At 73.2% G+C, this 10,953-nt stretch carries 10 protein-coding genes; 2 read left to right on the forward strand and 8 right to left on the reverse strand.

Annotation, left to right across the window (positions count from 1 at the left end; translation table 11 throughout):
- Positions 1 to 20: 20 nt before the first annotated feature.
- A complete protein-coding gene (locus tag ACQB60_RS14780; protein ID WP_496926411.1) occupies positions 21 to 1,979 on the reverse strand; it encodes a SpoIIE family protein phosphatase in 1,959 nt (652 codons plus the stop codon).
- A gap of 322 nt (positions 1,980 to 2,301) precedes the next feature.
- On the reverse strand, positions 2,302 to 3,201 hold the full coding sequence (locus ACQB60_RS14785) for a universal stress protein (RefSeq protein ID WP_496926412.1): 900 nt from the start codon (positions 3,199 to 3,201) through the stop codon (positions 2,302 to 2,304).
- A gap of 104 nt (positions 3,202 to 3,305) precedes the next feature.
- Between ACQB60_RS14785 and ACQB60_RS14790 the strand changes: the two genes are divergently transcribed.
- On the forward strand, positions 3,306 to 3,752 hold the full coding sequence (locus ACQB60_RS14790) for a universal stress protein (protein ID WP_496926413.1): 447 nt from the start codon (positions 3,306 to 3,308) through the stop codon (positions 3,750 to 3,752).
- A gap of 21 nt (positions 3,753 to 3,773) precedes the next feature.
- On the opposite strand, the gene ACQB60_RS14795 is transcribed toward ACQB60_RS14790, so the two are convergent.
- Entirely contained in the window at positions 3,774 to 5,006 is a 1,233-nt protein-coding gene (locus tag ACQB60_RS14795; protein WP_496926414.1) for a DUF6777 domain-containing protein, read from the reverse strand.
- Positions 5,007 to 5,145: 139 nt separating this feature from the next.
- Between ACQB60_RS14795 and ACQB60_RS14800 the strand changes: the two genes are divergently transcribed.
- A complete protein-coding gene (locus ACQB60_RS14800; protein ID WP_496926415.1) occupies positions 5,146 to 6,567 on the forward strand; it encodes a lipase maturation factor family protein in 1,422 nt (473 codons plus the stop codon).
- Between the two features lie 14 nt (positions 6,568 to 6,581).
- Here ACQB60_RS14800 and ACQB60_RS14805 read toward each other — a convergent pair whose 3' ends face one another.
- The 5 genes from ACQB60_RS14805 to ACQB60_RS14825 are packed head-to-tail and all read right to left on the reverse strand — an operon-like array spanning position 6,582 to position 10,894.
- A complete protein-coding gene (locus tag ACQB60_RS14805) occupies positions 6,582 to 7,436 on the reverse strand; it encodes an amidohydrolase family protein (protein ID WP_496926416.1) in 855 nt (284 codons plus the stop codon).
- Positions 7,433 to 7,747: an L-rhamnose mutarotase gene (locus ACQB60_RS14810; protein ID WP_496926417.1), complete on the reverse strand. Its 315-nt coding sequence runs from the start codon at positions 7,745 to 7,747 to the stop codon at positions 7,433 to 7,435. The genes ACQB60_RS14805 and ACQB60_RS14810 overlap by 4 nt, the downstream gene beginning before the upstream one ends.
- Positions 7,744 to 8,715, reverse strand: coding sequence for an aldo/keto reductase (locus ACQB60_RS14815; protein WP_496926418.1), 972 nt, complete (start codon positions 8,713 to 8,715; stop codon positions 7,744 to 7,746). The genes ACQB60_RS14810 and ACQB60_RS14815 overlap by 4 nt, the downstream gene beginning before the upstream one ends.
- A 41-nt stretch (positions 8,716 to 8,756) precedes the next feature.
- The gene (locus tag ACQB60_RS14820) at positions 8,757 to 9,512 is read right to left on the reverse strand and encodes an SDR family NAD(P)-dependent oxidoreductase (RefSeq protein ID WP_496926419.1); all 756 of its coding nucleotides are present in this window, start codon (positions 9,510 to 9,512) and stop codon (positions 8,757 to 8,759) included.
- Positions 9,509 to 10,894, reverse strand: a complete 1,386-nt coding sequence (locus ACQB60_RS14825) for an L-fuconate dehydratase (protein ID WP_496926420.1) — start codon at positions 10,892 to 10,894, stop codon at positions 9,509 to 9,511. The genes ACQB60_RS14820 and ACQB60_RS14825 overlap by 4 nt, the downstream gene beginning before the upstream one ends.
- Positions 10,895 to 10,953: the final 59 nt, after the last annotated feature.

Below are 10,953 nucleotides of genomic sequence, written 5' to 3' on the forward strand. Positions count from 1 at the left end.
GTCTGTCGTGGTCCGTCGCGTCAGTCTCGCGCGGGCACGATGAACTCGCACCACACGCACTTGCCGGTGCCCCGCGAGTCCACGCCCCAGACGTCCGCGAGCCGGTCCACCAGGAGCAGGCCACGCCCGGACACCCCGGACTCCCCCGCCTCGCGGCGGCGCGGCAGGGCGCTGGAGGAGTCCTCCACCTCGACGCGCAGGCGCCGGTCGGTGCCGGTGAGCACGCGCAGGGTCACGATCGCGGAGCCGTCGGTGTGCATCAGCGCGTTGGTGATGAGTTCGTCCGCGACCAGCTCGATCTCGTCGGAGCGCTCGCGGGCGCCCCAGGCGCGGACCGCCGCCCGGATCATGTGCCGGGACTCGGCGAGGGCCTCCGGATCGCTGGGCGCGACGTGCTGCTGGAGGCGGCCGCCGGACTGTGGGGCGTCGATCATGCGGCGGCGCAGGAGCAGCAGCGCCGCGTCGTCGTCGCCGCCCCGGCCGTCCGTGATCCCGCAGAGCCGGTCGGCCAGCTGCTGGAGGTCGCGCGGTCCCGTCGCGGCGAGCGAGGCGAGGGCCTGCAGCCCGTCGTCGAGGTCGGCGCCCGGCTCCTCCACCAGGCCGTCGGTGTAGAGCAACAGGGTCTGGCCCGCGTCGAGTTCGAGGGTGGTGACCGGATATTCGAGGCGGCCGAACTCGGCGGAGAGGCCGAGCGGGAGCCCGCCGTCCACGGGCACCCGGCGGCAGCTCCCGTCGGTGAGCTGGAGCAGCGGGTCGACGTGGCCCGCCCGCACGAACTGCACGACGCCCGTGGACAGGTCGGCCTCCGCGTACAGGCAGGTCGCGAAGCGGTCGGTGTCGAGCTCGTGCAGGAAGCCGGAGGCGCGGGCCATCACCGTGGCCGGGGTGTGGCCCTCGGCGGCGTAGGCACGCAGCACGATGCGGAGCTGGCCCATGACGGCGGCCGCGTGCGTGTCGTGGCCCTGGACGTCGCCGATGACGGCGCCGACCCGGCCGCCGGGCAGCGGGATCACGTCGTACCAGTCGCCGCCGATGTCCCGGCCGAGGGCGGCGGAGCGGTAGCGCACCGCGATGTCGGCGCCCGGCACGCCGGGGATGGTGCGCGGCAGCATCGCCTGCTGGAGCCCCTGCGCGAGGTCGCTCTCCTGCTCGTAGAACATGGCCCGCTGCAGGCTCTGCGCGATGCTGCTGCCGAGGGCGACCAGGACGTTGCGCTCGTCCTCGGGGAAGCCGGTCTTGCGCTCGTAGAGCAGGCCGAGCGCCCCGATGGGCCGGGCCTGCGCGATCAGCGGCAGATACGCGGCGGAGGTGATCCCGAGGTGCTCGATGTGCGGCCACAGCAGCGGGTACTCGGCGGCGAACTCCTCCGCCGACTCGATGAAGCGCGGCGCCATCGTGCGCACGACCTCGCTCATCGGGTACGGCTCGTCGACCCGGGTGAACCGGGTGCCCGGCACGAAGCTGCCCACCGGCCCCTCGGCGACGAGCCGGATCCGGCCCGCCTCGACGAGTCCCATGACGAGGTTCGAGGCGCCGAGGTGGGCGAGCCCGTGGGTGTCCTTCAGGACGTCGATGACGTCCCGGACGGTACGGGCGTGCGCGAGGGCCGCCGTGGTGTTCTGCACCAGGCTCGTGGTGCGGTACCGCTCGGCCTCCTGGGCGACGCGCTCGGGCAGCGCCGTGGTGTCGCCGAGCTCCTGGGTGGCGTCGCGCAGGAGGCCCACGATGCGGTACGGGCGGCCGTTCGCGTCGCGGTGGATGTAGCCGTGGGTGTGGGTCCACTGGGGGCTGCCGTCGCGGCGCCGGATGCGGAAGTACGCGCCGTAGGACGCACTGCCGTCCTTGAGCGCCTGCGAGACGAGGGCGTCGAGTCGGTGGGCCTGGACGGGCGGGACGCGGTCGGACAGGGACTCGGGGCGCCCGTTGTACTCGTCGCGGCGCACGTCGAACAGGCGCAGGGCCGTGTCGTCGAGGTCCATCTGGCCGCGGTCGAGATCCCAGTCGAAGGAGCCGGTCGCGAGGGCGGGGCCGTATGTCTCCAGGAAGCCGGTGCACGAGGCGGAGCCTGAGGCCGATCCTGAGGCAACGCCTGAGCCGGAACCTGAGGCAGCACCTGAGCCGGAGCCTGATTCGTTCACTGAACCGGACGCGTGCTCCTCGGACGCGTGCCCCTCGGCCTGCGGCTCATCGCGGCCGCCGCTCCCGGCGGCCGTGTCGCCAGCCCCTGTTCCCGGGTCCATGCGCCCACGCTAGACGCGGCCCGCGCGCATCGCTCGGCGAGGCGGGGCCGGGCGGCGCGTGTCAGTCGTCGCCCGCGGCGGGGACGACGGCGACCGGGCAGTGCGCGTGGTGCAGCGTCGCGTGCGCCACGGAGCCGAGCAGCAGGGAGTCGGGCAGCCTGCGGTGGTGGCGGCCGACGACCACGAGGGCGGCGGTCCCGGACGCGTCGACGATCGGGCCCGCGGCGTCGGCGGGCGCGGCGGCCGCGGTCACCGCCACGTCCGGGTACCGCTCGGCGAACGGGCGCAGCCGCTCCGCCTGCGCCCGCCGCATCTCCCCCTCGGCCGCCGCGGTGCCCTCGCTGCCGTCCATGACGGTCTCCAGGGCGACGGCGTCGAGCGGCGAGTTCATCAGGAGCGCGGGCGAGGGCGGCACGTGGTACGCGGAGATCACGAGGAGCGGCAGCTGCTGCGCGGCCGCCGCGGCGAAGGCGAAGCCCACGACGGCGTCCGCGGTGTCGGTGGGGTGCAGGCCGAGGACGACCTGGTCGCCCGGAGTGCCCGCGTCGGTCGTCCGGTCGTCGTGCGGGACCACGACGACGGGGCAGGGCGCGCTGCCCGCGACCTTCCGGCTGGTCGACCCGAGCAGCAGGCTGGCGAAGCCGCCGCGGCCGCGTGAGCCGAGGACCAGGAGACGGGCCCGGGCTCCTTGGTCGCGCAGCGCGCCGACGACGTCGCCCTCCAGGGAGACATGGCGGGTGGGCGGGCCGTCCGCCCCGCCCCCGCCGGGCAGGGCCGACAGGACGGGGTCGGCGTCGCCTCCGTCGTGGCCCGGCCGGACGTGGGCGACCACGAGCTCCGTGCCGATCCGGCCCGCCGCGCGCGTCGCCCAGGCGAGCGCCTTCAGGCTGGGTTCCGATCCGTCCACGGCGGCGACCACGGGGCGCTGCTCGCCCGAGCGGTCGGAGGGGTTTGCGGCCATACGTTCAGAATGGCATTTCTCCTTGGCATTCGCCCTCTCCTGTCCTTCAATGCGAGGGTTTCACCGGGATCACAGAAACCGGACCAGACGTCAGGAGTCACGTGGTGAGCAAGGAAAAGCAGTTGATCGTCGTCGGTGTCGACGGGTCGCGTCATTCGCTGGCGGCCCTGCGCTGGGCCGCGGGACAGGCGGAACTCGCCGGTGGCCTGGTGCACGCCGTCATGAGCTGGGAGTGGTCCACGAACCCCTTCAACATGGGAGCGAAGGGCCGCGACGGCGAACCCGTCACTCCTGAGGAGGCGGCCCGCGAGAAGCTCGCCACCGCTCTCGCCGAGACCTTCCCCGGCGGCACGGTGCCCGACGCCGTGAAGGGCCGGGCCGTCCAGGGCGACCCGGCCCATGTGCTGGTCGAGGAGTCGCAGTCGGCGTCCCTCCTGGTGGTGGGGACGCGCGGCTACGGCGGCTTCAAGAGCGCGATGCTCGGCTCGGTCAGCCAGCAGGTGGTGCAGTACGCGGCGTGCACGGTGGTCGTGGTGCGCGAGGAGAGCTGACGCCCGGCGAAGGCTCGCGCCTCAGCTCTCGAAGACGCCCGGGCCAGTGTCGTCCGACGGCAGGTCGGGGTCGCCCGGCGGGACCGCCCCGCCACCGTCCGGCTGGTCCGGGGTGTCCGGCTGGTCCGGGACCACCGGCTCCGGGTTCGGCGGCTGGGGCGGCTCGGGCGGGACGGGCGGCGGCGGCTCCTCCGACGAGGCGCTCGGCGAGGGGCAGCCGCTGGGCCACGGGCTCGGACTGTCCAGGAACTGCCCCGGGTTGGCCGGGTCGGGCGACGGGCACTCCGTCGTCTCGGGGCTCGGGCTGGTCGAGTCGCCCTCGTCCGGGCTCGACGACGTGCCGTCCGGCGAGGGGCTCTCGTCGTCGGGGCTCGGCGAGGTGTCGTCCGGGTCCGGCGAGGAGGAGTCCGGGTCGGGGCTCGGGCTGCTCGGGTCCGGCGTGGGCGGGGAGGGCTTCGGCTTGGGCTTCGGGACGACGCGGTCGCGCTTCGCGTCCTCGTCGCCGATCTTCCGCTCGATCCAGGTGTTGTTGATGATGTTGATGATCGTGATGTTGGTGATCGGCTGCGGCGCCGGGGTCACGATCACGACCTGGCCCTGCCGGTAGCCGTTCCACCGGGGCCCGACGTGGTGCGGACTGCCCTTGAGGGCGACCGGGGGCTTCAGCGGGTTGCCGCAGGCGCAGCGCACCCGGGGCATGCCGCGCTCGTCGACGAGGACGGCGGTGCCGGCCTGGAGCACCGACTGGAAGCTGGTCGCCTGCCCGCTCCGGAAGCCGTGGTTGGTGACCCGGGTGTCGGCGCGCAGCACGACCGGGGTGAGCCCGCGCAGGAAGCTCGCGATGTCCGCCTGCGCGATGCCCGACGCCTGCGCGAACGCGCGGCCCTTGGTCTGGTCGGAGGTGAGGAAGCGGATCTGCTGCCCGACGTCGCAGCTGCCGATGTTGTGCGTGCCGCCGTACAGGCCGGGGGTGCCGCCCTGGATGGAGCGCAGGCCCTGGGCGGTCGGCGAGGACGAACCCGTGGGCGCCGGTTCCGGCGAACGGGTGACGACGGGCGAGGGCGTCGCGGTGGAGGTGGCGGTGGAGTCCGTGAAGGGGTCGGGGCCCTGGGCGGCCACGGGCTGCAGGAAGAGCTCCTCACCACTGCTCGCCGTGCTCGCGGCGTCCTTGGAGCCGCCGCTGGAGCAGCCCGCCACGGCGAGGGCCATGGATATCGCGAAGGCCGCCGCGTAGGTCCTGGTCGGTGTGCGCACCGGGGGTCTCCCGCCTGTTGCCGGGGCATTTCGGCCCATTCTGGGAGGAGTAGGGCGAGATCGCATGGGGGGAGGCGACTCTCACGCCACCTGAGCCGCACCTCTCACTCAGCGTCACGATCGGCGCGACAATGGGCACGTGCAGTGGTTCACGGATGCCGACTACGGGCTGAGCCGGCTGGTCTTCCAGCGGGTGCTGGCCGCCGTCTACCTCGTGGCGTTCCTCGGGGCGGCGCGGCAGTTCCGTGCGCTCATCGGGGAGCGGGGGATGCTGCCCGTGCCCCGGTACGTGGCCCGGGTGCCGTTCCGGCGGGCGCCGAGCCTCTTCCAACTCCGCTACTCCGACCGGCTGTTCGCGGCGGTCGCCTGGACGGGCGCCGGGTGCGCGGCGGCGCTGCTCGCGGGCGTGGACGGACTGCTGCCCCTCGGCGGCGCGATGGCGCTGTGGGCGGTGCCGTGGCTGCTGTACCTGTCGATCGTGAACGTGGGCCAGACCTGGTACGGCTTCGGGTGGGAGTCACTGCTGCTCGAGGTGGGGTTCCTGGCGGTCTTCCTCGGCAACGACGAGGTCGCGCCGCCGGTTCTGGTGCTGTTCCTGCTGCGGTGGGTGCTGTTCCGCGTCGAGTTCGGGGCCGGGCTCATCAAGATGCGGGGGGACGCGTGCTGGCGGAAGCTGACGTGTCTGTACTTCCACCATGAGACGCAGCCGATGCCGGGGCCGCTGAGCTGGTTCTTCCACCATCTGCCGAAGCCGGTGCACCGGATGGAGGTGGCGGCCAACCACGTCACCCAACTCGTCGTCCCCTTCCTGCTGTTCACCCCGCAGCCGATCGCCACGTGGGGTGCGTGCCTGATGGTGGTCACGCAGATGTGGCTGGTGCTGTCGGGGAACTTCGCGTGGCTGAACTGGCTGACGATCGCGCTCGGCCTGTCCGTCGTGGACTTCTCGGTGCTCGGGGTCGGGACATCTCCTTCTTCGTCCTCGTACGGGAGCGCTCCTCTTTGGTACGAGGTGGTGGTCGTCCTTGTGGGATGTGTGCTGGTGCTGCTGAGTTACCGGCCGGTGCTGAATCTGGTCTCGCGGCGGCAGGTCATGAACACCTCGTTCGATCCGCTCCATCTCGTGAATTCCTATGGGGCGTTCGGGAGCGTGAGCCGAGTGCGGTACGAGATCGTCATCGAGGGGGCGGTGGAGGCGGGGGACGCGGCGGAGTGGCTTCCGTACGAGTTCAAGGGGAAGCCCGGGGATCCGGGGCGGCGGCCCCGGCAGTTCGCGCCCTGTCACCTTCGGCTGGACTGGATGATGTGGTTCGCGGCGCTCTCGCCCGCTTATGCGGAGGCGTGGTTCGGGGGGTTGATGGAGCGGTTGCTGGAGGGGGACCGGGACACGCTTCGGCTGTTGCGGCGGAGTCCGTTCGGGGTGGGGGTGCGGCCTGCGGCGGTGCGGGCTCGGCTCTATCGGTATCGGTACTCGTCCTGGGACGGGCTTCGGGGGACGGGGAACTGGTGGGAGCGGGAGCTGGTGCGGGAGTTCTTTCCGGCTTCTCGGCTGGGGGGCTGAGGGGCTGCTCGCCCTCACACGCCGGACGGGCTCACATACACCCTTCGCGCTGCTCCCGCGAAGATCTCCGCCTGCTCCTCTCGCGTCAGCGCCGCCGTCAGCTCCTCCACCGCACCCACCACCACACCGTACGAAGCCCGCACCGTGCACACCGGCCAGTCCGAGCCGAACATCAGGCGTGACGGGCCGAACGCGTCGAGGGCCGTGTCGGTGTAGGGGCGCAGGTCCGCCGGCGTCCACTTGCCCGGTGCCGCCTCCGTCACCAGGCCGGACAGTTTGGCCACCGTGTTGGGGAGCCCGGCCAGGGCGCGGATGTGGGTGGACCAGGGTTCCAGGTCGCCCGAGGCGATCGGGGGTTTGCCCAAGTGGTCCAGGACGAAGGTCAGTTCGGGGAGGGCCGCGGCCGCTCGGACGCAGGAAGGGAGTTGGGGCGGGGTCACGATCAAGTCGTACGTGAGGCCCGCCGCCGCCACCGCCGCCAGGCCCCTGCGGACGTCGGGGCGGAGCAGCCACTCCGGGTCCGGTTCGCCCTGGACCTGGTGGCGGATGCCCACCAGGTGCTCGCCGCCCGGGAGTTCGCGGAGGGCCGCCAGGGCGGACGCCACGTCGGGAGCCGTCAGGTCCGTCCAGCCCACCACCCCCGCCACCAGGTCGCTCCGCGCCGCCAGGGCCAGGAACTCGGGCGTCTCCTCCGGCACCGTGATCGTCTGCACCAGGATCGTGGCCGTCACTCCGTGGGCCTGCGCCTCGGGGGCCAGGTCGGGGAGGGTGAAGTCGCGCCGGAGCGCGGTGAGTTCGGGGCCCTTGATCCAGTCCTGGTCGCGGACCGAGAGGTCCCAGACGTGGTGGTGGGCGTCGATGCGGGTCATGGAAGTTCCCATACCGTGGGGAGGCCCGCCCGCGCGCCCTCCGCCGAGTAGTCGTGGACCACGTCCAGCAGCTCCGCCATGCGGGCCTGCCAGGCGATGTTGGCGGGGAGTCCTTCCAGTCCGGCGAGCATACGGGCGTAGTCCTCGCACTCCAGGACGTGGAAGAGGTCCGCCCCGCTGCGCCAGATCGTCCACGACGTGGCGCCCGCCGCGCGGATCGCGGCGGTCAGTTCGGCGGGGACCTCGCGGTGTGCCGCCTCGTACTCCTCGATGCGGTCCGCGCGGGCCTTGGTGTGCAGGGCGATCCTCACGGGAGCGGCTCCTCCTCGGGGGTGGGGGTGTCGGCGGGCAGGAGGCCCTCGGCGCGGGCTTCCTGCCAGAGGTCCGGCGGCACGGATGCCCTGAACTGCCGTACCGCATCCGTGACTTCGTCCGGTGAGCGGGTGCCGATCAGCACGCTCGCCACGGCCGGGTGGCCGAACGGGAAGGCCAGGGCCGCCGCGCGCAGCGTCGTGCCGTGGCGGGTCGCGAGGGCTTTGAAACGGCCCGCTCGGTCCAGCAGCGCCTCCGGTGCCGCCGCGTAGTCGTACGTCGCGCCGGGGCGCGGGTCCGCCAGGAGGCCCGAGTTGAAGACGCCGCCGATGACCACGGAGACGTGGTGTTCCTGCGCGGCCGGGAGGAGTTCGACGAGGGCCCGCTGGTCCAGGAGCGTGTAGCGGCCCGCGCACAGGACCGCGTCCACGTCCGTGTCGCGGACGAACCGGGTGAGCATCTCCGCCTGGTTCATGCCCGCGCCGATCGCACCGACGACGCCTTCGGCACGCAGGCGTTCCAGGACCGGATACGCCTCGCGGAACGCCTGCTCCGCGTGGTCGTCGGGGTCGTGGAGGTAGACGATGTCGATGCGGTCGAGGCCGAGCCGGGTCAGGCTCGACTCCAGGGAGCGGCGGACGCCGTCGGCGCTGAAGTCCCAGACGCGGCGGTGGGTGGCGGGGACCGCGAAGCCGCCGTCGGTCAGGTCGTCGGCCGTGTCCGGGGCGGAGGCCGTCGGCTCCAGGACGCGGCCCGCCTTCGTCGAGAGCGTGTACGTCGCGCGGTCGCGACCGGCGAGGGCCGCGCCCAGTCTGCGTTCCGAGAGGCCGAGGCCGTAGTGCGGGGCCGTGTCGAAGTAGCGGATGCCCGCGTGCCAGGCCGCCGTCACCGCCTCGTGTGCCTGCTCGTCGGTGACCGGCGTGAAGAGGTTGCCGATGCCCGCGCCGCCGAAGGACAGCTCCGTCACCGGGACCGTGCTGCGTCCCAGGCGGCGGGTGGCCAGGGACGTCACCGGCCCGCCGGGCGCAGCCGCAGGCCCTGCATGCCGCCGTCCACGGCGAGCGCGGTGCCGGTCGTTGCGCCGGACAGGGGGCTCGCCAAGTAGGCGATGGCACCCGCGACTTCGGCGGCCGTGACGAGGCGGCCGGTGGGCTGGCGGGCCTGGAGAGCGGCCCGTTCGGCGGCCGGGTCGGGGGCGGCGTCGAGGAGACGGCCGACCCACGGCGTGTCCACGGTGCCGGGGTTGACGCAGTTGACGCGGATTCCCTCGCGTACGTGGTCGGCGGCCATCGCGAGGGTCAGGGAGAGCACGGCGCCCTTCGAGGCCGAGTACAGCGCGCGCTGCGGGAGCCCGGCCGTGGCGGCTATGGAGCAGGTGTTGACGACGGCCGCGTGCTCGGAGGTCCGCAGGTGCGGGAGGGCCGCGCGGGTGGTGCGCACGATGCCGAGGACATTGACGTCCAGGACGCGCCGCCACTGCTCGTCGTCGTTGTCCTCCACGGTGCCCTGGGCGCCGATGCCCGCGTTGTTGATCAATACGTCGAGTCCGCCCAGCTCGGTGCCCGCCGCCGTCACCGCGGCGCGCACCGACGCGTCGTCGGTGACGTCGGCCTCGTACGCGTGCAGGGGCTTCTCCACGGTGCCCGGGTCCAGGTCGAGGACGGCGACCCGGGCGCCGCGGGACGCCAGCAGCTCGGCGGTGGCGCGGCCGATGCCGGAGGCACCGCCGGTGACCAGGGCCCGCAGCCCCTCGAAGTCCGTCATGCCACTGCTCCTTTGTGTCGGGGGTGCCGGGGCTGCTGCGGCCGCTGGGCCTGCCCGGCCAGGTCCGCGGCCCAGAACGTGCCGTCCGGGTAGGCGAATTCGGCCAGCGACTCGGCGCGCATCGTCGCCGAGAAGCCGGGCGTGGTGGGCGCCTGGTAGTGGCCGTCGCTGAGGACGACCGGCGCCGTGAAGTGGTCGTGGAGGTGGTCGACGTACTCGATGACGCGGTTCTCCGTGGTGCCCGCCAGCGCCACGTAGTCGAACATCGACAGGTGCTGGACGAGCTCGCACAGGCCGACGCCGCCCGCGTGCGGGCAGACGGGGACGCCGAACTTGGCGGCGAGCAGCAGGATCGCGAGGTTCTCGTTGACGCCGCCGACCCGGGCCGCGTCGATCTGCAAGACGTCGACGGCGCCCGCCTGGAGGAGCTGCTTGAAGATGATCCGGTTCTGGACGTGTTCGCCCGTGGCGACCTTGACGGGCGCGACGGCCTCGCGGATCGCCGCGTGGCCGAGGACGTCGTCGGGGCTGGTGGGCTCCTCGATCCAGTACGGGTCGAAGGCGGCGAGGGCGCGGGTCCAGCGGATGGCCTCGTCCACGTCCCAGCGCTGGTTGGCGTCGATGGCCAGGCGCACGCCGGGGCCGATGGCCTCGCGGGCGGTGCGGCAGCGGCGGATGTCGTCGTCGAGGTCCGCGCCGACCTTCAGCTTGATCTGTGTGAAGCCGTCGGCGACGGCCTGGCGGGCGAGCCGGGTCAGCTTCTCGTCGCTGTAGCCGAGCCAGCCGGGCGAGGTGGTGTAGCCGGGGAAGCCGCGCTCGCGCAGGGCCGCCGTACGGGCCGCCGCGCCCTCGCGTCCGGCCCGCAGCAGGGCGAGGGCCTCCTCGGGGCTGAGGGCGTCGGCGATGTAGCGGAAGTCGACCTGGGAGACGAGCCACTCCGGGTCGGCCTCGGCGAGGAGCTGCCACAGGGGCTTTGCGGCGCGCTTGGCGGCGAGGTCCCAGACCGCGTTGACGACGGCCCCGATCGCCATGTGCATCACGCCCTTCTCGGGGCCGAGCCAGCGCAGCTGGCTGTCGCCGACCAGGGCGCGGTTGACGGTGCCGGGGTCGGCGCAGACCTCCTCGACGGACCGGCCGACGACGTGGTGGCGCAGCGCCTCGATGGCGGCCACCTGGACGTCGTTGCCGCGGCCGATGGTGAAGGTGAAGCCGTGCCCCTCCAGGCCGTCGGCCGTATCGGTGCGCAGCACGACATAGGCGGCGGAGTAGTCGGGGTCCGGGTTCATGGCGTCGGACCCGTCGAGCTCCCGGGAGGTCGGGAAGCGGATGTCGTACGTGTCGACCGCCGTGATGCGCGCGGGAGTCGGGGACGCAGGAGGCACAGCATGCCTTTCTGGCAGGGAGCGGGGGCCGGCGGACCGGGTGCGGCCGCAGTGGTCGC

Origin of the sequence: Streptomyces odontotermitis, from assembly GCF_050510915.1 — a bacterium.
GTDB lineage: Bacteria > Actinomycetota > Actinomycetes > Streptomycetales > Streptomycetaceae > Streptomyces.

Coding starts and splice junctions, on each gene's coding strand:
- ACQB60_RS14820 (WP_496926419.1), bottom strand. CDS start 9,512: ATGACGGACTTCGAGGGGCTGCGGGCCCTGGTCACCGGCGGTGCCTCC.
- ACQB60_RS14785 (WP_496926412.1), bottom strand. CDS start 3,201: ATGGCCGCAAACCCCTCCGACCGCTCGGGCGAGCAGCGCCCCGTGGTC.
- ACQB60_RS14780 (WP_496926411.1), bottom strand. CDS start 1,979: ATGGACCTCGACGACACGGCCCTGCGCCTGTTCGACGTGCGCCGCGAC.
- ACQB60_RS14805 (WP_496926416.1), bottom strand. CDS start 7,436: ATGACCCGCATCGACGCCCACCACCACGTCTGGGACCTCTCGGTCCGC.